21 protein-coding genes and 1 tRNA gene are annotated in these 20,723 nt (G+C 65.0%); 10 read left to right on the top strand and 12 right to left on the bottom strand.

Annotated features, from left to right (window positions below):
* Positions 1-3: 3 nt before the first annotated feature.
* Positions 4-687 (bottom strand): LON peptidase substrate-binding domain-containing protein, encoded by a 684-nt coding sequence (locus tag AAC071_RS05335; RefSeq protein ID WP_339830713.1) that lies wholly within the window; start codon positions 685-687, stop codon positions 4-6.
* A 7-nt stretch (positions 688-694) separates the two neighbouring features.
* Positions 695-1,600, bottom strand: coding sequence for a thioredoxin (gene trxA / locus AAC071_RS05330; protein WP_339830712.1), 906 nt, complete (start codon positions 1,598-1,600; stop codon positions 695-697).
* 184 nt (positions 1,601-1,784) lie between these two features.
* Here trxA and AAC071_RS05325 point away from each other — a divergent pair, with 184 nt between their 5' ends.
* A complete protein-coding gene (locus AAC071_RS05325; RefSeq protein WP_339830710.1) occupies positions 1,785-2,195 on the top strand; it encodes a DUF4345 domain-containing protein in 411 nt (136 codons plus the stop codon).
* Here the strand turns inward: AAC071_RS05325 and AAC071_RS05320 are convergent.
* Positions 2,192-2,731 (bottom strand): prolyl-tRNA synthetase associated domain-containing protein, encoded by a 540-nt coding sequence (locus tag AAC071_RS05320; protein ID WP_339830709.1) that lies wholly within the window; start codon positions 2,729-2,731, stop codon positions 2,192-2,194. The genes AAC071_RS05325 and AAC071_RS05320 overlap by 4 nt on opposite strands.
* Before the next feature lie 154 nt (positions 2,732-2,885).
* On the opposite strand from AAC071_RS05320, the gene AAC071_RS05315 reads away from it, so the two are divergent.
* The 5 genes from AAC071_RS05315 (at position 2,886) to AAC071_RS05295 (ending at position 7,277) form a co-directional block, all read left to right on the top strand.
* Positions 2,886-2,960, top strand: a tRNA-Gly gene (locus AAC071_RS05315).
* Between the two features lie 66 nt (positions 2,961-3,026).
* Complete coding sequence (locus AAC071_RS05310) at positions 3,027-3,524, top strand: YchJ family protein (RefSeq protein WP_339830708.1); 498 nt, start codon at positions 3,027-3,029, stop codon at positions 3,522-3,524.
* Positions 3,525-3,621: 97 nt separating this feature from the next.
* Positions 3,622-5,097, top strand: a complete 1,476-nt coding sequence (locus tag AAC071_RS05305) for an MFS transporter (RefSeq protein ID WP_339830707.1) — start codon at positions 3,622-3,624, stop codon at positions 5,095-5,097.
* A 5-nt stretch (positions 5,098-5,102) separates the two neighbouring features.
* On the top strand, positions 5,103-6,518 hold the full coding sequence (locus AAC071_RS05300; RefSeq protein WP_339830965.1) for an MFS transporter: 1,416 nt from the start codon (positions 5,103-5,105) through the stop codon (positions 6,516-6,518).
* 75 nt (positions 6,519-6,593) lie between these two features.
* A complete protein-coding gene (locus AAC071_RS05295; RefSeq protein ID WP_339830706.1) occupies positions 6,594-7,277 on the top strand; it encodes a TylF/MycF/NovP-related O-methyltransferase in 684 nt (227 codons plus the stop codon).
* 12 nt (positions 7,278-7,289) lie between these two features.
* Here the strand turns inward: AAC071_RS05295 and purH are convergent, their stop codons facing one another.
* On the bottom strand, positions 7,290-8,903 hold the full coding sequence (gene purH, locus AAC071_RS05290; RefSeq protein WP_339830704.1) for a bifunctional phosphoribosylaminoimidazolecarboxamide formyltransferase/IMP cyclohydrolase: 1,614 nt from the start codon (positions 8,901-8,903) through the stop codon (positions 7,290-7,292).
* A 175-nt stretch (positions 8,904-9,078) separates the two neighbouring features.
* On the opposite strand from purH, the gene AAC071_RS05285 reads away from it, so the two are divergent.
* Positions 9,079-9,486: a PaaI family thioesterase gene (locus tag AAC071_RS05285; protein ID WP_339830703.1), complete on the top strand. Its 408-nt coding sequence runs from the start codon at positions 9,079-9,081 to the stop codon at positions 9,484-9,486.
* Here AAC071_RS05285 and AAC071_RS05280 read toward each other — a convergent pair.
* Together AAC071_RS05280 and rpe are read right to left on the bottom strand one after the other, a co-directional pair.
* Positions 9,483-11,360, bottom strand: coding sequence for a heparinase II/III family protein (locus tag AAC071_RS05280; RefSeq protein WP_339830702.1), 1,878 nt, complete (start codon positions 11,358-11,360; stop codon positions 9,483-9,485). The genes AAC071_RS05285 and AAC071_RS05280 overlap by 4 nt on opposite strands.
* Positions 11,361-11,399: 39 nt before the next feature.
* On the bottom strand, positions 11,400-12,062 hold the full coding sequence (gene rpe, locus AAC071_RS05275) for a ribulose-phosphate 3-epimerase (RefSeq protein WP_339830700.1): 663 nt from the start codon (positions 12,060-12,062) through the stop codon (positions 11,400-11,402).
* 143 nt (positions 12,063-12,205) lie between these two features.
* On the opposite strand from rpe, the gene AAC071_RS05270 reads away from it, so the two are divergent.
* A complete protein-coding gene (locus tag AAC071_RS05270) occupies positions 12,206-12,982 on the top strand; it encodes an FkbM family methyltransferase (protein ID WP_339830699.1) in 777 nt (258 codons plus the stop codon).
* Positions 12,983-12,986: 4 nt separating this feature from the next.
* Here the strand turns inward: AAC071_RS05270 and AAC071_RS05265 are convergent, their stop codons facing one another.
* The 3 genes from AAC071_RS05265 to htpX all read right to left on the bottom strand — a co-directional run bounded on the left by AAC071_RS05265 (position 12,987) and on the right by htpX (position 16,075).
* Positions 12,987-13,733, bottom strand: a complete 747-nt coding sequence (locus AAC071_RS05265) for a class I SAM-dependent methyltransferase (protein ID WP_339830698.1) — start codon at positions 13,731-13,733, stop codon at positions 12,987-12,989.
* A 90-nt stretch (positions 13,734-13,823) separates the two neighbouring features.
* Entirely contained in the window at positions 13,824-15,161 is a 1,338-nt protein-coding gene (locus AAC071_RS05260; protein ID WP_339830697.1) for a transcription antitermination factor NusB, read from the bottom strand.
* A 53-nt stretch (positions 15,162-15,214) separates the two neighbouring features.
* Positions 15,215-16,075, bottom strand: a complete 861-nt coding sequence (gene htpX, locus AAC071_RS05255; protein WP_339830696.1) for a zinc metalloprotease HtpX — start codon at positions 16,073-16,075, stop codon at positions 15,215-15,217.
* 103 nt (positions 16,076-16,178) lie between these two features.
* Between htpX and AAC071_RS05250 the strand changes: the two genes are divergently transcribed.
* A complete protein-coding gene (locus tag AAC071_RS05250; protein ID WP_339830695.1) occupies positions 16,179-16,385 on the top strand; it encodes a DUF1674 domain-containing protein in 207 nt (68 codons plus the stop codon).
* 99 nt (positions 16,386-16,484) lie between these two features.
* Positions 16,485-17,042 carry a thermonuclease family protein gene (locus AAC071_RS05245; RefSeq protein ID WP_339830694.1) on the top strand — a complete coding sequence of 186 codons (558 nt, stop codon included), beginning with the start codon at positions 16,485-16,487 and terminating at the stop codon, positions 17,040-17,042.
* Between the two features lie 165 nt (positions 17,043-17,207).
* Here the strand turns inward: AAC071_RS05245 and AAC071_RS05240 are convergent, their stop codons facing one another.
* The 3 genes from AAC071_RS05240 to acs all read right to left on the bottom strand — a co-directional run bounded on the left by AAC071_RS05240 (position 17,208) and on the right by acs (position 20,399).
* Positions 17,208-17,618 carry a hypothetical protein gene (locus AAC071_RS05240; RefSeq protein WP_339830693.1) on the bottom strand — a complete coding sequence of 137 codons (411 nt, stop codon included), beginning with the start codon at positions 17,616-17,618 and terminating at the stop codon, positions 17,208-17,210.
* Positions 17,615-18,310, bottom strand: coding sequence for a hypothetical protein (locus AAC071_RS05235; RefSeq protein WP_339830692.1), 696 nt, complete (start codon positions 18,308-18,310; stop codon positions 17,615-17,617). Before AAC071_RS05235 ends, AAC071_RS05240 begins: the two co-directional genes overlap by 4 nt.
* 145 nt (positions 18,311-18,455) lie before the next feature.
* Positions 18,456-20,399, bottom strand: coding sequence for an acetate--CoA ligase (gene acs / locus AAC071_RS05230; protein WP_339830690.1), 1,944 nt, complete (start codon positions 20,397-20,399; stop codon positions 18,456-18,458).
* Positions 20,400-20,723: the final 324 nt, after the last annotated feature.

The raw sequence follows: 20,723 nt of genomic DNA, 5'->3' as shown, positions 1-20,723 counted from the left end.
CTGCTATTGCACGGTTGCATCGCCCGGCGAGAGTTCACGCAAGGCTTTCTCGGTCAGGGCAATCAGCATCTGGTTGCGGTCCTCGAGCGTCTGTGCCTCGAGCAGCGCCTGTTTCTCGCGCGGTCCGTAGGGGCTGATGGTGCAGAGCGAGTTGACCAGCGATTCATTCGACGACAGCTTGATGGCGCGCCAATCGGCCTGCAGCCCATGCGTGTCGAGATATTCCTTCAGGATTTCGAGCAGACGATCGCGGGAGACCTCGTCCTGTCCGTATCCCGGCGTCAGATCGTCGGCGAAGGGATCGCAGTCGATCTCGAACTGCCGGTAGGGCGTCATCGCGGGCAGTTCGGCGACAAGGCGAAAGCGGCAGATGCCGGTCAGGGTGATGACCATGCGTCCGTCATCGGTTTCGGCGAAGGAGGTGATGCGGCCGGCACAACCGATGGTGCAGAGCGGCGGCTTCCTGCCTTCGATCTGCGAGGCAATGATCGCTTCGTCGCCATCGGGCTGTACCATGCCGATGATGCGGTCGCCGCGAATGGCATCGTCGATCATCTTCAGATAGCGCGGTTCGAAGATGTTGAGCGGCAATTGTCCGCGCGGCAGCAGGATCGCGCCCGCAAGCGGAAAGACCGGGATGGTTCCCGGCAGGTCCGCGGTCGTCCGGTATCGCTCGGTGGGCCCCATATCCTGCCTAGCTGAACAGAATGGAGGAAAGGCGGCGGCGTCCGCTCAGCGTTGCCTCGTCTTTCGGTCCATAGGCTTCGAAGAATTCGACGAGTTGCTTGCGTGCAGCCTCATCGTTCCATTTGCGGTCGTATTCGACGATGATCAGCAGTTCCTCCACGGCGCGCTCGCGTTCGCCGGCCGCATTCAGCGCCAGGGCGAGATCGAAACGCGCCTGATGATCCTTCGGATTGGCTTCGAGCCGCGCGATCAGTTCCGATACGTCGCCAAGCTCGGCCGCCTTTTCGGCCAGCGACAGCGCTGCTTCGGCTGCGGTGAAGGCCGGGTCGTTCTTTCCATCGGGTCGGACCAGCGCCAGTGTCTGGCGGGCCCGGTCGAGATCGCCGGCCTCGATATAGCAGCGCGCCAGCCCGCCGACGGCGGCCGGATGGCCGGGCTCTTCCTGGACGGCCTGTGCGAAACCCTGCGCCGCGCGCGACAGGTCGCCGGCCGCCAGTGCTGCCTGCGCCATTTCGATCAACTCCTCGGCCGGCGAAGGAGCGAGGCCGCCGGCCAGCTTTTCGATGAAGGACTTGACCTGGCTCTCGGGCATCGCGCCCATGAAGCCGTCCACCGGCTGTCCGTTCTTGAAGGCGAAGACGGCCGGGATCGACTGGACGCGCAATTGCTGCGCAACTTCGGGGTGATCGTCGATGTTCATCTTGACCAGTTTCACCGCGCCGCGTGCCGCCAGCACCGCCTTTTCGAGGATCGGGGTCAGCTGCTTGCAGGGGCCGCACCATGGCGCCCAGAAGTCGACGATCACCGGGACATCGCGCGAGGCGTCGAGCACGTCGCGGGCGAATGTCTGGGTGGTGGTGTCGACGATCAGGCTGTCTGCGGCGGCATTGCCTTGTCCGATGATCGGTTCCATGGGCGGTCCGGGCCTTCTTTTCTGGTTCTGCCGCATAAGATGGAGCGGCGGCGTTTCGAAACAATGGTTTAGCGGTCGGACGCAGGGGGCGCAAGAAAGCGTCGATTTTTCGCGTCAGGGGATGCAATGCACCCCGGCCTTCCCATTTATGGGTCTGCATGCGGCAATCAAATGGGGGATTCCGATGTCCATGACCGCGTTCCGCGCCGTTCTTGTCCTGTGCGGCGTCTTGATCGTCTTTCTCGGACTCAATGTGGCGCTGGGCGGCATTCCGACCATGGGCTGGCTCGACGAGCGGCCCTTCCTCCTGGTTACCGATGAGGAGCAATACCGGATGATCGACAATCACGTCCGGTTCTTTGGCGGGCTCTTCGCGGCGGCCGGACTTTTCCTGATTTTCGCCGCCAGCAACCCCGTTCGCTTCACGCAAGGGATATTGCTGGTCCTCGCGGCGATCTTCATCGGCGGCATGGCGCGCTTTTCGGCGCCCGACCCGTCGGTCGTCTTGGCGGCCGAGATCGTCAATTCGCTGGCGGCAGAGCTGGTGCTGATGCCGCTGCTCGCCGTCTGGCTGTTGCGGCTCGGCCGGATCTAGCCTGCGGCTTCGACGAGATCGAGGATCACCGGCCTGTGGCCCGTGATTTCGAGGAACGCCATGAAGTCGGCGCGGGAAAGCGCCGTCGTCGCGGTGTTTTCGAGCGGATGGTAGTTGAGCCGCTCGTGATCGAGCATCGGCGCGTCGAGTACCACGGTCACCTGTTCCTGGCGGTCGTTGACCAGCGCGAAAGGCGTCACCGAGCCGGGGCGCACGCCCAGAACCTCGTCCATCAGATCGGCGCTGGCAAAGGAAAGCCGGGCGCTGCCCAGCGGTTTCGAAAGGCTGTTGAGCTTCAGCTCGCGCTCCTCCAGCGTCACGATCAGCCAGAGGCGGCCCTTTCTGTCCTTCAGAAACAGGTTCTTGCAGAAGCCGCCGGCGCGCGCCGCTTCCGGCCAGGCGGCGCGATGCGCCTGCGCCTCCTCGACCGTATGGAGCGCCGGATGGGTCCGGGTTTCATGGGCAATGCCCTGTGCCTCGAGCCAGGCGAGAAAGCCGGCGCTGGTGGTCAGTTTCGGGGTCGCTTCGTCATGCATGGCTCCTGATTGGCATGGGCGGGACGACGGTGCAAGCGCCGGCAGCGGGCGGATTTCCGGCAGAAAACAAGGGCCTTGCATTGGTTCTGGCGATAGGCCATAAAACCGCCCTCACAGGCGGGCGGCTGTCTTCAGGCGCCCGGTTGATCCGGATGCGGGCGTAGCTCAGGGGTAGAGCACAACCTTGCCAAGGTTGGGGTCGTGAGTTCGAATCTCATCGCCCGCTCCAGATTTACGAAGCCGCCGCAAGGCGGCTTTTTCTTTGGCCGCAGGGCCGCCAGGAAGGGTGCACTTCATGATCTCCGGTTCGGCTGCCTGCCCCTGCGGCTCGGGTCTTGTCTTTTCGGCCTGCTGCGAGCCTTGCCTCACGGGCGCCAAGCTGCCGTCCACGCCCGAGGCGCTGATGCGTTCGCGCTATTCGGCCTTTGCGACCGGCAATATTGACTATCTGGAAGAAACCCTGCTGCCGGGCACGCGTGAAGATTTCGACCGCAAGGGGGCGGCCGACTGGGCGGCGGCCAGCGAATGGACCGGCCTTGAAATCCGTCACACGCAGGGCGGCGGCCCGGGCGAGGCGGAAGGCGTCGTCGAATTCGTCGCTCATTACACGCAAGCCGGCGACAAGCGGCTTCACCATGAAACCAGCAGCTTCCGGCGTCACGACGGCCGCTGGTACTATGTCGACGGCATCATGGGCGCGCGGCCGCGCCATGTCGAAAAGATCGGCCGCAACGATCCCTGCAGCTGCGGGTCAGGCAAGAAATACAAGAAATGCTGCGGCATGGCCGCCTGATCCGGCGGCTTCCAAGGTCCGGCCAATCATGCTCCACTTGCGCAAACGAAATCGGTTCGCGGTGTCGCGGGACCGGGCATAAGAGGGGGGCGGAGCGTTGGATTCCCACAACCGTGCAGCAGACGACGAGCCCTTGCGCATTCAGGTGCCGGGCCAGGTCAGCGCGCAGCTCCTGTCGGCCACGGGTGCCGATGCCGCAAACGGGCTCGGGCAATGGAGCTGGGCCGTCTTCGAATGGGCGCGCAACCCATACGTCATTCTGATCACGATCTATATCTTTTCTCCTTACTTCTCGAACGTCGTGGTCGGCGATCCGGTGCGCGGCCAGGCGATCTGGGGCAACATCAACGGCGTCGCCGGTTTCTTCATCGCCTGTCTCGGCCCCGTCCTCGGCGCCATCGCCGATACGGGCGGGCGGCGCAAGCCCTGGATCGCCTTCTTTGTCGCGCTGATGGTGCCGGCGATCTTCGCGCTCTGGTGGGCGATGCCCGGCGGCGAGGGGCTTTCGATCCTGACCATCGCGGTGCTGATCGTGCTGATCGCGGTCGCCTTCGAATTTTCCGCCGTCTTTCACAACTCGATGCTGCCGGCGGTCGCGCCGCATGAACGGATCGGCTTTCTGTCGGGCCTCGGCCTTGCGCTCGGCAATGCCGGCGCGCTGCTCATTCTCTGTTTCATGCTCTGGGCCTTCGTGCTGCCCGGCGTCGTCGGCTGGGGCTTCGTGCCCGCGGCGCCGCTTTTCGGCATCGAAGCGGCCGCTCATGAGAACAGCCGCATCTCGGGCCCCATCGTCGCGGTCTGGATGTTCCTCTTCACGCTGCCGTTGCTGCTCTGGACGCCGGATGTCTCGGGTTCGGGGGTTCCGGTCGGCACGGCGATCCGGCGCGGCATCGGCTCCGTCGTCGGCACGGTCAAGAAGCTCAGGCATTACCGGAATATCGCCATCTATCTGGCGGCGCGCATGTTCTATAATGACGGCAAGACCGCAGTGCTGATTTTCGGCGGCGTCTATGCGGCCGGCGTTTTCAAATGGGATGTGCTGACGCTGACGGTCTACGGCATCGTGTTGTCGGTCTTTGCGGTAGCGGGCGGCATTTTCGGCGGCTGGCTCGACGACAGGTTCGGTTCGAAGCGCGCGATCATCGTTTCGATCGGCGGGACCTGTGTCGGTCTGGTGCTGGCGATCTCGATGACACCGACCGAAATGTTCTTCTTCATCCCGCACGATCCGGCAACCGCGCCGCCGGTCTGGAACCTGCCCTTCTTCGCGACGCTGCCGGAACTGATGTATCTGATCGTCGTGCTCATCGTCGCGATCTGCATCACGGCGGCCTATGCCAACAGCCGCACCATGCTGGCGCGCATTGCGCCGGTCTCCAAGATGTCGGAATTCTTCGGCATCTATGCGCTGTCGGGCACCGCGACGGCGTTTCTCGGGCCGTTGCTGGTCGGTGTTGCGACGCATGTGTTCCAGAGTCAGCGCATCGGCTTTGCCTCGATCCTTCTGCTGCTCGGGCTCGGCCTTGCCGGCATGTTCTTCGTCAAGGAAGAACGCGCGGAGGCGGTGGATTGAACGCGGTGATCGAGGGCGCGGTGCCGGAATTGCAGCCGCCGCATGATACGGGCGGGCCCGAACCCGCCTCCAATATCGCGCAGGGCGCCTGGGTTCTCTATGAATGGGCGAACCAGACTTATTTCTCGCTCATCACCATCTTTCTCTTTCCGCCTTTCTTCACGCAGGTACTGGCCGCCAACCCGATCGAGGGTCAGGCCTATTGGGGCTATGTGCAGGCAGCGGCCGGCATTTCGATTGCGCTTTTGAGCCCGCTGCTCGGCGCGATGGCGGATGCGGCGGGGCCGCGCAAACCCTGGATCGTCGTCACCACGCTGATTTGCGCGGCGGGCTGCTTCGCACTCTGGTTCGCGGTGCCGGGAACGCCGCTGCTCCCGGTCATGATCGCGCTTGTCGTCGCCGCCATCGGCATGGAATTCACGATCATCTTCGCCAATGCCATGCTGCCGACCATCGCGTCGGACCGGCGGATCGGTCTGCTCTCAGGCATCGGCATCGGCGTCGGCCAGCTTGCCGCGATCGTCGCGCTTGTGCTGGTGCTGATCCTGCTGCAATTGCCGGGTGAGGTGGAGGCCTCCTTCATTCCTTCCGAGCCGATATTCGGCCTCTCGAAGGAAGCCCATGAAACCGACCGCATCATCGGGCCGATCTCGGGCCTCTGGTTTGCCGTCTTCATGCTGCCGCTGCTGTTTCTCGTGCCGGACCAGAGGAGCCGCGGCCTCGGCCGCATGCAGGCGGCGCGTGAAGGATTGCAGCGTCTCGTCGCGACACTGCGCGCCGTGCGCCATTTCCGCAATGTCGCGCTCTATCTGTTCGCGCGCATGCTTTTTTATGACGGCATGACGGCGATCTTCGTTTTCGGCGGCATTCTCGCCGCCGGGATTTTCGGCTGGGGCGCGATGGAGATGGCGGTCTACGGCATCTGGGTGACGCTCTTTGCCGCTTTCGGCGCTTTCGTGGGCGGCTGGGTCGATCTGAAGATCGGCTCGAAGCGGACGCTGGTCTGGGCGCTGCTCGGCGTGATCGGAACTTTCCTCATGCTGCTGTCCTTCGACCGGGACAGGATCTTCTATGTGATCGAGGTGCAGGTGGCGGCGGATGCGGGCGCCTTCACCACGCTGCCGCAGCAGCTCTTTCTGCTCACCGTCGGTCTCTTCGGGCTGTCCGTCGGGCCCGTGATCGCGTCGAGCCGGACCATGATGGCGCGGATCAGCCCGCGTGAAATGATGACGGAGTTCTTCGGCCTCTTCGCGCTGGTCGGCAAGGCGACGGCCTGGGTCGCGCCGCTCTTTATCGGTATCGTGACAACGATGACGCAGAACCAGCGCTTCGGCCTGATGGTCGTCGTGCCGCTGATCCTTGCCGGGCTGATCGGCCTTCTCTTTGTCCGGGAGGAGCGCTCGTCGGCGGTTCTCCACTAGCGCCGTTGCGCTTTCGGGCCTGTCCGTTTATCCACTGGTTCAAGTTACTCGCTGCGCATTCGGGGGTACGTGCTCATGGCCAAGAAATCATTCTCGGAACGGCTGGTCCGTCGCTTCTACTACAAGTATTTCGCCCGCAATATTCTCTATGAACTGCAGATGCGCGCGCGGGCACAATCGGCCGATTATGCCGAGGCGCAGATGGGCGATGCGGTGATCTTCGAAGATGCGACCAAGATGCTGAAATATTGCGTCAAGAACGCGCCCGCGGGTGCCGTGCTCGAATTCGGCGTTGCCGATGGCGGTTCGATCGCCGAGATTGCTGCGGTCCACAAAGGCACCGTGCACGGCTTCGACAGTTTCGAGGGCCTGCCCGAAGACTGGTCCGGGCACACGGAAGCGGCCGGCACCTTCGATCGCGGCGGTTCGTTGCCCAAGGTCCCGAAGAATGTCGAATTGCACAAGGGCTGGTTCAGCGACACGATCCCGGTCTGGAAGGATGCGCATGCCGACAAGGTCGGCTTTCTGCACATGGATTGCGACATCTATTCCTCGACACGTGACGTGCTGGCCTTGATGAAGGACCGGCTGCAGGTCGGCACGATCATCAAGTTCGACGAATATTTCAACTATCCCAACTGGCAGAAACACGAGTTCCGCGCCTGGAAGGAATTCGTCGAGGCGCATGGCGTCGAATATCGCTACATCGCCTTCACGGCGCTGCATGGTCGCGTCGCGGTCGAGATCACGAAGCTCTGAGCCTTGATGGCCTCAATGCCGGAAGTGACGCATCCCGGTCATCACCATGGCGAGGCCCTTGTCATCGGCTGCGGCGATCACCTCATCGTCGCGCATCGAGCCGCCGGGCTGGATGATGGCCGTGGCGCCGGCTTCGGCGGCCGAAAGCAATCCGTCCGCGAAGGGAAAGAAGGCGTCGGAGGCGACGACCGAGCCGATGGTGGCCGGTGTCTTCTCGCCGGCGGCGTCGGCCGCGTCCTGCGCCTTGCGCGCGGCGATGCGGGCTGAATCGACGCGGCTCATCTGGCCGGCGCCGATGCCGACGGTGGCGCCGTCCTTCACATAGATGATCGCATTCGACTTGACGTGCTTGCAGACACGGAAGGCGAATTTGAGGTCGATCATTTCCTGCGGTGTCGGCGCGCGCTTCGTGACGACCTTGAGATCCAGCGCGTCGACGCGGCCATTGTCGCGTGACTGCACCAGCATGCCGCCGGCGACCGCCTTGAAATTGAGGCCGGGGGTACCCGCGTCCGGCAGTCCGCCGGTGATCAGCAGACGCAGATTCTTCTTTGCGCCGATGATGCGGCGCGCGTCCTCGTCGGCATCGGGCGCGATGATTACCTCGGTGAAGATGCGTGCGATCTCTTCGGCCGTCTCGCCGTCGAGCGGACGGTTCGATGCGATGATGCCGCCAAAGGCCGAAACCGGATCGCAGGCCAGCGCCTTGCGGTAGGCGTCGGCCAGCGTCGTGCCGGTTGCGACGCCGCAGGGATTGGCGTGCTTGATGATGGCAATGGCAGGCGCGATGCCGGGATCGAATTCGGCGACGAGTTCGAAGGCCGCGTCGGTATCGTTGATGTTGTTGTAGGACAGTTCCTTGCCCTGCAGCTGCACCGCGTTCGAGACGCCGGGGCGGTTCTCGCCGGTCACGTAGAAGCTGGCGACCTGATGCGGGTTCTCGCCATAGCGCAGCGTCTGTTTCAGGCTGCCGCCAAAGGCGCGGTAGGCGGGCGCCGTTTCGCCCAGCGCATCGGCGAACCAGTTCGAGATCGCGGCGTCATAGGCGGCGGTGCGCGCATAGGCCTTCTGGGCGAGGCGCGAGCGCAGCGCCAGCGAGGTGCCGCCCCTGGCACTGATCTCGTCGATGACCGCGCCATAATCGCGCGCATCGACGATCACGCCGACATAGGCGTGGTTCTTGGCCGCGGCGCGGATCATCGCCGGGCCGCCGATATCGATGTTCTCGACGCATTCGTCGTAAGCCGCGCCCTTCGCGACCGTCGCCTCGAAAGGGTAGAGATTGACGACCAGCAGGTCGATGGCGCCGATCCCGTGTTCCTTCATTGCGGCGGCATGGGCCGCATCGTCGCGCACCGCCAGCAGACCGCCATGTACTTTTGGATGCAGTGTTTTCACCCGCCCGTCCATCATTTCGGGGAAGCCCGTCAGATCCGCCACGTCCTTCACCGGCAGGGCCGCATCCTTGATCGCCTTTGCGGTGCCGCCGGTCGAGACCAGTTCGACGCCCGCCCCGTGCAGCGCCCGGGCGAAGTCGATCAGCCCGGTCTTGTCGGAAACCGAAAGCAGGGCGCGGCGGACGCGCTGGATGTCGGCGGCGGCGGGATGGGGTTTTGCGGCGGTCATGGGAGGTTCCGGTCAGGAGGTCGGGGATGGCGGGGCGATAGCACGAAACGGCCGGGTGCGCCAAGGCGGCGGCCGCAATTTGGCTCCATCGGCATTACCTCAGTGGTTATCGGAACTGGCCCGCCGCCGGGCTAGGTTTGCGTGAAACGCCCTCCAGCCTGCAAGGACCGCCCGCATGAGCCAGCCGATGGATATTTCCGATCTGCCCTTCGCCAACCTGCTCGGGATCGAAATTGTCGAGGCAAAACCGGAGCTTGTGGTGGCAAGGCTGGCGGTGCGCAAGGCGCTCTGCACCATTCCCGACATCCTGCATGGCGGCGCCATCATGTCCCTTGCCGATACGGTCGGCGCGGTCGCGACGGTGCTGAACCTGCCCCAGGGTGCCTCGACCACGACGGTCGAGAGCAAGAGCAATTTCCTCGCCCCCGTGCCGCTCGGCGATGTCGCGACGGCCAGTTGCGAGCCCTTCCACAGGGGCGGGCGGCTGATGGTCTGGCAGACGAAAATCACGCGGGGCGACGGCCGCCTCTGTGCCGTCGTCACCCAGAGTCAGATCGTGATGAAACCGGAAAAGAAAGCCTAGAGATCCGGCAGTTCCGGCACCTCGGCATCGGCCTCGCGGACGCGGCCGGCATTGCGGGTCGACAGCCTGCGCCAGGCCCAGTTGATCCGTGCCTCGCCGCGAAACACCTTGCCGGTCACCACCACCTGGTCGGCGCGGCGCGTCGTGTCGCCGGAACCGAGATAGACGCTTTCCTCGATCGCGATCTCGCATTCGCCGCCTGCCGTGCGGGCGCGGAACTGCCAGCCATCGCCATTGGAGAGCATCACCAGCACGTTCGAGCGGTCATGCGCCAGCGAGGCCTTGGCGTCGGGATGGAGATGGAAGCGGATCGCGAAGCCGGGATCGGCGGGCGGGCGCGTCCAGTAGCCGCGCTGCCAGGGCAGGGCACGCAGCGGCGGCGCTTCCTCCAGCATGTCCTCGCCGCGCAGATCCTCGCCGGTCGCCGACAGGAACAGGCGGCGGCGGTGCAGCAGGCCGAAATTGCCGGCATAGCCGTCATGGGTCATGTCGAGCCAGGTGCCGGCCTCGTTCTCGTTGCGGCGGCTCTCGACCCGGCGCGGCCCGTCCATGATGCGGGCGCCCAGCAAGGCGCGCGAAAGCCGTCCGCGCAGCATCCGCGCCGAGGAGGTGTCGGCCAGCACCAGCGTCGAATGGGCCGCGGTGGCGCGGCTGGCCGCCTCCCAGTCCGGCCCCAGCACCTTGGTCGCGCCGCAATTGACGACCATGCGGGCGCGGCCGACGCTCATCTCGAAGGAGAGGCAGCCGGCATGGGCCTCGTGGCTGAAGGGGCCGGGCGGCGGTTTGCCGGCATCGACGACAAGGCCGGTCGGGCCGGCGGCCAGGCGCTGATAGCCCGAATGCGGCGCATAGCCGAAGGGGCGGCCCTTGGCGTCGTCGCGTTCCAGCGCCGCGTCGATCGCGCCTTCCGGGCCTTCGGTCGAGCCGTTGAAGAGCGCCAGCCGGCCGTCGCCATGGCGGAAGAAGCGCAGCATCGGCGTCATCCGGTCGATCGCGTCGCGGATCGGCTTGGGGACCTCTATGCGGCGCGTCGTCAGCGCCTCGCGCAGCGACAGCAGGTCGAGCAGGATCGACAATTGCGCCGAGGGGTTGCGGCTGACATGGCCGCCATCGGGCAGGATCTGGCGGTCGAGTTCGCGGCAGAGAAGTCGGGTGCCCTTCTTCAGGCGCTTGTGGCCTTCCGACAGGCAGAGGCCCGAAAAGGCCAGGCCGATCGCGGCCACGATGCGCGGTTCGCCGGCCGGCGCCATGGCGGCCACGCGGGCCAGGTGGCGGGCCTGGCGGGCCATGTTGCGCAGCAGCGTCGAACGATAGACCAGTTCGCTGCCATCGATGATCAGCGCGCCATTGGCCACCCATGAGGTCAGGCGGCGGCCGATCACCTGCGGCCGCCAGGCGATGGGGTGCCATTCGCCCTCGGTCGCGATCCAGTCGGCGACCAGCTTCTGGGCATAGGCGCGCGCCGCATCGCCGGTGCCGGCCGCATGGGCGGTGGTGAAATGGCGCAGCCAGGAAAAGCCGTGCAGCTCCTCGGCCCAGCGCTCGCTGGGCGGATCGGCGGCGAAGGGCGAGGAGGCGCCGGGCGCGCGCAGCTGGCCGCCCGGCAGGAACCACAAGCCCTGAAACAGCGCATCGGCCTTCGAGGTGCGGCCGGGCCGGAGATCGAGCGGATAGAGCACCATGTGATCGGGCATCGGCCCGCGCAGCGTCTGGCCATAGGCCCAGGTCCCGAAGGCACGGGCGAGCACGGCGTCGCGGATGCGGAGGGCGGCGGCGGCGGCCAGATCGATGGCGCGATTGCCCGAGGCCGCGCCGGCGCGTGCCAGCGCCTGCGTCTTGCTCTCCCGGTCGGTCTTCGCGCCTTCACCGGTCATGGACCAACGGCCGCCTCCGGACAGGGGTTCGGGCGCGCTTCAGCGCGCGCCACGCAATGTCGCGATGTTCCGTGCATAGGCCGACGGGCCGCCCTTGAAGGTCGCCGTGCCGGCCACCAGCACATTGGCGCCGGCGGCGATGGCGCGCGGCGCGGTCTCGAAATTGATCCCGCCATCGACCTCGAGATCGACCGTGTGACCCGACGCATCGATCCGTTTACGGATGGTTTCGATGCGCGGCAGCTGGCTCTCGATGAAGCTCTGTCCGCCGAAGCCCGGATTGACCGACATCACCAGCACCAGGTCGATGTCGCCGATGAGCGGCCAGAGCATTTCGAGCGGCGTGCCGGGATTGAGCGAGAGGCCGGGTTTGCAGCCGGCCGCCCGGATCGCCTGGATCGTGCGATGGGGATGCGGGCCCGCTTCGGGATGAAAGGTGATGATGTCGGCGCCGGCGCTGGCGAAAGCGTCGATATAGGGATCGACCGGCGCAATCATCAGATGCACGTCGAAGACCTTGTCGGAATGCGGGCGCAGCGCCTTCACCACATCGGGGCCGATGGTGATGTTGGGCACGAAATGCCCGTCCATCACGTCGACATGGATGTAGTCGGCGCCGGCCTCGGTGATGGCGCGCACCTCCTCGCCGAGGCGGGCGAAGTCGGAGGCCAGAATCGAGGGGGCAATCTTGATGCCGCTCATGGGGAGACTCTCGCATGGCCGCCATTCGGCGGAGATGGCGTGATGCCGCAGTTTCGGCTTCTGAATCCAGTGATTAACAGCTAGATTCCCGGGGCGCAAGAATGAGCGGACTTGAGCGCCTGCCGAGTCCAAAAGGGGGATCCTTGACGTCGTCATCCCGGCAGCCCGGTCCGAGGCTGAGTTTCCGCCAGCGGCTGACCTGGGCCGCGCATTTCTTCAAGGCGCTGGCCTATCAGTATCACCGCGATTTCGGCGAACGGGTGGCCGGGCTGATCCCGTCCGATGCCGTGATCGTCGATGTCGGCGCGCATTCGGGTCAGTTCGCCAAGCTGTTTGCCCGGCTGGCGCCGAAGGGCCGGGTCTATGCCTTCGAACCCGGCGCCTATGCGCTGTCGATCCTGCGGCCCGTGCTGCGGCTGCGCGGCTTCCGCAATGTCGTGGTGGTGCCGCTCGGCCTTTCCGACCGGCCCGGCAGCGAGACCCTCAGCCTGCCGCTCAAGAAGCGCGGCTCGGTCGGTTTCGGGCTGGCCCATATCGGCGCCGAGATCAGCGGGCGGACGACCATCGAACAGCAGATCGCGCTGACCACGCTCGATGCCTTCGCGGCCGAACAGGGGCTCGCGCGGCTCGATTTCATCAAGGTCGATATCGAGGGCTGGGAACCGCATTTCCTGCGCGGCGCGGCCGCGACGCTGGCGCGCTTCCGGCCGGTGGTGATGATCGAGGTGGCGCAGCCGGCGCTCGAACGGGCCGGCGCCGCGCCGGAGGAGATCTTCGCCGCGCTGGCGCCGCTCGACTACCGAATCTTCAAGACGCGCGAACACGATGCCTACCGGATGCAGCCGGTGAGCGGTTTCGAGGGGTCGGCCGATTATCTCTTCGTGCCGGTCGAAATGGCCGGCCGCGTCGCCGAAGGCTGACGGTTCAGCGCTTGCGCGCCAGCACCTTCAGCGCGGGCTTCAGGCTCCAGACGAAACGGATCACGTCGAAGCCGTGCCGGTCGAGAAAGCGCGTCATCGAATCCTTCGTGAAATAAAGAATGTGATGCGGCGGGAAGACCTGGTCCCAGTCGGGAAAGTTCGCCGGCACGCGCCAATGGCCGGCATCGGGCGTGGTGAGATAGAGCAATGCGCCGGGCGCGAGGCGCGGCGCGAGCGCCTCGAAATAGGCATGCGGGTCGGGAATGTGTTCGATCACCTCGGTCGAGAAGGCGAAGTCGAACATGCCCCATTCGGGCGGCAGGCTTTCGATGGGGCCGGCATGATATTTCCCGCCGGGGAAAATCCGCTTGGCGCCGCCGACGCTTGCCGGATCGATGTCGATGCCATGCGCGTCGAGGCCGAGTTCGCGGGCGGCTTCCACCGTCGTTCCGATGTTGCAGCCGAGATCGATGAAGCGATTGCCTTTCGCCAGATGCATGTAGCGTTTCAGGCGCTTGCGCGAGCGGGCGACTTTCTTCCTCGCCTTCCTGGTGTAGCTGATGCTCGGCCCGTAATTGTCGTAGATCGCGGCGACGTCGGCGCCGGTCGGCATCGGATGGACGAAGCCGAAGCCGCATTCCGTGCAGCGAAATATGTGGTGGCCCTTGTGCGCGCCGAGGGCCGTGAATTGCGTGCCGCCGCAGATCATGCATGTCTCGGGCGTCACGGGGCTGGCGGTACTGTCGGACAAGTCGTTCGATCCTCGGAATGGGGCGCGGGCCAGACTGCCCATCGCTGCCCGTGCCGTCAATTGGAAAGCCCCCCTTTCGGCCGGGCAGGTTCAGCCGCGCCGCGTCAGCCGCGCCGCATAGAAGCCGTCGAGCCCGCCGCGCCCGTCCAGATGCGAAGGCAGGGTGCGCAGGTCGCCGGCTTCTGTCAGCCATCCGGCCGCGCCGGCGATCTCGTCTGCCGCGATCGGTTGACGCGCGAAGTCGGGCCGCGCCGCCAGAAAGGCCTCAATGCGTTCGACGCCTTCTTCCGGTTCCAGCGAACAGGTGCAATAGACGAGCGTGCCGCCCGGCGCCAGCAGCTCGGCCGCGCGCGCGATCAGGCGCGCCTGCAGCACGATCAGCTTGTCGCGGTCGGCCGGCGATTTCAGATGCAGCACATCGGGATGGCGCCGCGCCGTGCCGGTCGCCGAACAGGGCGCATCGAGCAGGATCCGCTCCCAGGTCCGGCCCGGCGCATATTCGGCCGCATCGGCGACAACGCTCTCGGCTTCGAGGCCGAGCCGGGCGAGATTCTCCTTCAGCCGTTCGAGGCGCGGCGCCGAGCGGTCGAGCGCCGTCACGCGCGCGCCGCGCGCGGCCAGTTCGGCCGTCTTGCCGCCCGGCGCGGCGCAGAGATCGAGCACGTCGCGGCCCGCCACATCGCCGAGCAGCAGCGCCGGCAGCGCGGCGGCCGCGTCCTGCACCCACCAGGCGCCGTCGGCAAAACCCGGCAATTCCTCGATGCGGCCGGCGCCCGCAAGGCGCAGCGTCCCGGTCGGCAGCAGTTCGGCGCCCAGCGTCTCTGCCCAATGCGCACGCTCGCTGTCGCGCTTGACCGAAAGGTCGAGCGGCGGATCGGCATAATGGGCGCGGATGATCGCTCGCGTCGTCGCTTCGCCATAAGCGGCACACCAGCTCGTCCAGAGCCAGTCCGGCGTGTCGAGATGTTCCGTGTCGAGATTATCGATCAGCGCGGCGCCCTCGCGCGACAGCCGGCGCAGCACCGCATTGACCAGCGCCTTGAAATGCCGCGCCGCGCCGTCGCGGGCGGCGGCCTCCACCGCCATCGACACGGCGGCATGCGGCGCGACGCCGAGAAACAGCATCTCGGCCGCGCCGGCGCGCAGGATGTTCTGCGTCGCGCCGGCGCGCTTGGGCAATTCCCTGTCGAGCAGCCTGCCGATCGCATGGTCGATGGTGCCGAGGCGGCGCAGGGTGGTGGCGGCGATCTGGCGGGCAAAGGCGCGGTCGCGCGGGCTCGCCGCGGCCAGATGCCCGGTCGCCATTTCCACGGTGATCGCTTCGTCGAGCGGGCGCCGGCGCGTCAGCACCGCGCCCAGCAGCTCGGCGGCGCCGCGCCTTGCGGCGAGGCCCGGCGCAACGGTATTGGCGGCGGGAATATCGTTCATGGGGCGAGGTTAGAGCACAGGCCCCGCGTCAACACAAAGCGGAAGGCCGGCGCTCAGCCCTGCGCCCTGCCGGCGGCCATCGCCTGCGCCAGCTTGCGCAGTTCGGCAACGCGGTTGCCGGTTGCCGGATGGGTCGAGAACAGATTGTCGCGGCCCTCGCCGTTCAGCGGATTGATGATGAACATATGCGCCGTCGCCGGATTGCTTTCGGCGCCGGCATTGCGGGTGCGCCGCGCCGCGCCCTCGATGCGCTCCAGCGCCGAGGCGAGCCAGAGCGGGTTGCCGGAAATCTCGGCGCCGCCGCGGTCGGCGCCATATTCGCGCGTGCGGCTGATCGCCATCTGTACCAGTGCGGCCGCCATCGGCGCCAGGATCGCCAGCGCCAGCACGCCGATGAAGCCGCCCGGCGCATTGCGGTTGCCGCCGAAGAAGAGCGCGAAATTGGCCAGCATCGAAATCGCGCCGGCAATCGTCGCCGTCACCGTCATGGTCAGCGTGTCGCGGTTCTTGATGTGGGCCAGTTCATGCGCCATCACGCCGGCCAGTTCCTCGGGCGTCAGCATTTCGATCAACCCGCTGGTCGCCGCCACCGCCGCATGTTCGGGATCGCGGCCGGTTGCGAAGGCGTTGGGCTGCGGCGAATCGACGATATAGGTCGCCGGCATCGGGATGCCGGCATTCTGCGCCAGCCGCGCGACGATGCGGTAATAATTCGGCGCCGTCGTCTCGTCGACGCGGCGCGCCTTGTACATGCGCAGCACGATCTTGTCGGAATTCCAGTAGGCGAAGAAGTTCATGCCCGCCGCGACGACAAAGGCAATCGCCGCGCCGCCGGCGCCGCCGATCAGATAGCCGATCCCCATGAAAAGCGCCGTCAATGCGGCGAGCAGCATGAAGGTCTTGACCGTGTTCATTTCGCGTCCTGTTCTCATCGCGCCCGCGTCTGGCGTGCGCCTCGTTCCGTCTCTATATGTAGTGCAACACGCCCCGCTTCAAGAAAGACCGGAACCGCCGCCGATGACCGAGAGTGACCTGCCGCCCGATGCGCCGCCCTGCAAGCCGTTGACGCCGGCGGCAAAGCGCGCGCTGGCCGAGGCCGAGGCGCGGCGCAAGGCGGCGGCCGCAGCCGAAGCCGCCCGCCCGCGCGAGATCGGCGGCCGCGAGGGCCCCGAGCCGACGCGCTACGGCGACTGGGAGAAGAAGGGCATTCTCAGCGATTTCTGAGCGGCCGAAGATGCCGGCCGGGCGGCCGCGCCGGCTTGCCTTGCGACGCAAATAAGATTATATTCCTAAAACCGTGAATTCAGTCCCCCCGGGTGGCGTATGCGTATCCCCGTCCTGATCCTGGCGCTTGTCGCCCTGCTGTCGCCGGCTCATGCGACGGGGCGGCTGGCGGGGCCGGTCGAGGCCGAGGTGCTGCGCGTCATCGATGGCGATTCGCTGGTGGTCAGGGCCCGCATCTGGCTCGGCCAGACGGTCGAGACGCATGTCCGGCTGACCGGCATCGACACGCCGGAACTCAAGGGCAAATGCGACAGGGAACGGGAGAAGGCCCAGGCCGCCCGCGCGGCGCTGATCGGCTTGCTGGGCGAGGGCCCGGTCGCGCTTTCCGACATCGAAACCGACAAGTTCGGCGGCCGTGTGCGGGCGCGGGTGGCAAGCGCCACGCACCCGGATGTCGCGCAGGCGATGATCGCGACGGGCCATGCGCGCGCCTATGACGGCGGCCGGCGCGCCGGCTGGTGCGACGTCGCCGCCCTGCCGGCGGGCCGGAACTCAGAACAGCAGATAGATCAGGATGATGATCGGGATCGGCACGCCGACCGCCCAGAGCAGGATGCCGCGCATCTGAAACTTCCTCTCGCAACGCCCCGGCCCTGAAAAGACATAGGGCGGACAAGGTGGAAGTCGATGGGGGATTCGGCCTTATTGTCGGCAAGGCACGGCGCAACGAAACCTGTCGGCAAATGGCGATCCGATCGACATATCCGGTGGACGTGTAGATTTTTCGCCAATTCTTCGACATGTCGCTACGAGCGGCATGAGTTAGAACGGCAGCTGCCTTATACGAGCTGTCCTGCTCATGGGTAACTCATAGAGTGCTGAACCGCCGACCAGACGCGACAAGTCCTCAATGTCAGGCCATCGCCATATTAGAAAAGACGCACATTGGTGCATGGGTGTCTTTTGATACGAGGGATGCAAGACAAATCCCATCAATCCAGACGTTCTGAAGGCCGTTCTCTCAGCCTTGTTTTTCCTGATTCGGCCATCACCGGTTACGACGATCCAAATGATATTGTCCTTGGACAGATACTCTATCCATTCAAGATCGGTTGCGTGGCGTCCACAGGGCAAATCTTTGATATGGACTGCTTCATGCCCCAAGTGTTCCACAAACCCGTTGAGGGTTGAGGCAAGAGTCGGTGAAGTGCAGTTATCGAAAAATATCTTCAAGCGGCCCGCGTTTGCTCGAGTTGACGTTGGAAATCCAATGCACGCCGAACTGAAGCCTGCGGCACACTCCAAACACGGGCAACTGAGTCTATTGAGCCCTCGGCCTCCACAGCTTTCGCAAGAATCGAAGTTGGTACGCTTGTTTCCGCCTCAATTGGCGCGCCGAAAGATTTATCGGGATCCAGAACAATTCGGCCAGTCTTACCGAGCGGCCACCATCTCACTGGAACCCCGTCTTCAAACTCAATGTTCTTGAGACTGGGCTCGATCACTTCTCTGAATGCAAACTGGCTCTTGAACAAATCGATCAGGCGATCGGAGCCCTCCTCGTCCAGAACCTGCAAGAACACTGTCCGGCCATCAGTCCGGAATCGCGTGGTAGACAGGGGCCGCTCTTCACCGATTAGCTCTCGTGCGATTTCAATGGCACGCCTTACTTTTTGGGCGCTGAGTTTGCGCTGGATAAAAGCATCGGCGACCCTCACCTCCATCAAATCCCGGAATCCTAGATAGACTTCGTCATCGCTCAGATCGATCTGTGGCGCCCAAAGGCGCGCGTATTGCTTTCCGTGGGACGTATGGCCTCGCAGCCAACGCACAATTTTTCCACTTGGCACGCCTATTAAGCGTGATGCCTCGGCGGGCGTATAAAGGCCAACACCTACGAGAGAGCTTGGTGCTTGCGTGGACATTTTGCGCCGCTCTCCTATAAGTTGGTGTAAAAACAACGGCTTATATGGTGGCGCACTGATTGTGAATGCACGAACGTCAGCCGGTCGGCCCATTGAATCAGAGCTGGCCTGACTATGCCACTACAAATGGGGCAGGGAGGATATCTCACCCCGCGCGGTTCTGCCTATTGTCCACCAAATCCGTCACCACGCCGGGGTCGGCCAGCGTCGAGGTGTCGCCGAGATTGGAGAAATCGTCCTCGGCGATCTTCCTGAGGATACGCCGCATGATCTTGCCCGAACGCGTCTTGGGCAGACCCGGCGCGAACTGGATCAGGTCGGGCGAGGCGATCGGGCCGATTTCCTTGCGGACCCATTGGACCAGCTCCTTGCGCAGGGCTTCGGATGCGGGCTCGCCGGCATTCAGCGTCACATAGGCATAGATGCCCTGGCCCTTGATGTCGTGCGGATAGCCGACCACGGCCGCTTCGGCGACTTTCGGATGCGCGACCAGCGCGCTTTCGACTTCGGCGGTCCCCATGCGGTGGCCCGAGACGTTCAAGACGTCGTCGACGCGGCCGGTGATCCAGTAATAGCCGTCCTCGTCGCGGCGGCAGCCGTCGCCGGTGAAGTAGCGGCCGGGATACTGGATGAAATAGGTCTCGACGAAGCGCTGATGATCGCCATAGACGCTGCGCATCTGGCCCGGCCATGAATCGTCGATGCAGAGATTGCCGGTCGTCGCGCCTTCCTGCACGTTCCCCTCGGCATCGACGATGACCGGCTGCACGCCGAAAAAGGGCCGCGTCGCCGAGCCGGGCTTCAGCGCCGTCGCGCCGGGCAGCGGCGAAATCAGAATGCCGCCGGTCTCGGTCTGCCACCAGGTGTCGACGATCGGACAGCGCCCGTCGCCGACCACGCGGTGATACCAGAGCCAGGCTTCGGGGTTGATCGGCTCGCCGACCGAGCCCAGCAGCCTGAGCGATTTGCGGCTGGTCTTCTTCACCGGTTCCTCGCCCTCGCGCATCAGCGCGCGCAGCGCCGTCGGCGCGGTGTAGAAGATGTTGACATTGTGCTTGTCGATCACCTGCCAGCAGCGCGAGGCGTCGGGATAGTTCGGCACGCCCTCGAACATCAGCGTCGTCGCGCCATTGGCCAGCGGGCCGTAGAGAATATAGCTGTGGCCGGTCACCCAGCCGACATCGGCCGTGCACCAGTAGATGTCGCCATCGTGATAATCGAAGACATATTGATGCGTCATCGACGCATAGACCATGTAGCCGCCGGTCGTGTGCAACACGCCTTTCGGTTTTCCGGTGCTGCCGCTGGTGTAGAGAATGAAGAGCGGATCTTCGGCGCCCATTTCCTCGGGCGCGCAGGTCGCCGGCACCCTGGCCGCTTCCTCGCCATACCAGACGTCGCGCCCGGCCGTCATGCCGACATCGCCGCCGGTATGCCTGACGACGATCACCGAGCGGACGCCGGGACATTTCGTCAGCGCCTCGTCGGTATTGGCCTTCAGCGGAATCTTCCGGCCGCCGCGCACGCCCTCGTCGGCCGTGATGACGCAGTTGGAATCGCAATCGACGATGCGGCCGGCCAGCGCGTCGGGCGAGAAGCCGCCGAAGACCACCGAATGAATGGCGCCGATGCGCGCGCAGGCCAGCATCGCGTAAGCCGCTTCGGGGATCATCGGCATATAGATCGTCACGCGGTCGCCGCGCTTGACGCCCTGCGCCTTCAGCACGTTCGCAAAGCGGCAGACCGCGTCATGCAGTTCGCGATAGGTGATCGACTTGTGGTCCTTCGGATCGTCGCCTTCCCAGATGATCGCCACCTGGTCGCCGCGCTTTTCGAGATGGCGGTCGATGCAGTTGGCGCTGGCATTCAGCGTGCCGTCCTCGAACCATCTGATCGAGACGTTGTGCGTGTCGAAGCTGGTGTTCTTGATCTTCGTATAGGGCTTGATCCAGTCGATGCGCAGGCCCTCGCGGCGCCAGAAATTTTCCGGGTCGTTGACGCTCGCCTTGTACATCTCCTTGTATTTCGCATCGTCGATCAGCGCGCGCTTCTGCCATTCGGCGGGCACGGGGAAAATCTCGTCGGACATCGGGGCCTCCCATCAAGACGCGGCGTTTCTGGTTGCCGGCATTATGTCGGGCACGGCACGGGGGGACAAGGCGCGCGTATCTCTCAGGTCTTTGTTCGAGGCCCACCCTCCCCCTTTTTGGGCAGAGCAACCGCACCTGATGCTTGAGCCCGTTCTTTCGCCAACCATTCAGTGTCATCCCGGCACTTGTTGCCGGGACCCAATCCACGTCGATGCTTGTTGCGGAGCTTGTTGGTGCTTCGGTGTGGCGTCGATGAAGTGCCCCATTGTTTCTGCTGAGGGAACCAATGGGTCCCTGTGTGTTGGGGATGTGTCAGGATGGGT

This window comes from uncultured Parvibaculum sp., from assembly GCF_963975745.1.
Taxonomy (GTDB): domain Bacteria; phylum Pseudomonadota; class Alphaproteobacteria; order Parvibaculales; family Parvibaculaceae; genus Parvibaculum.
The sequence above is the reverse complement of the archived record's forward strand: the minus strand, read 5'-3'. Positions and strand labels throughout refer to the sequence as shown.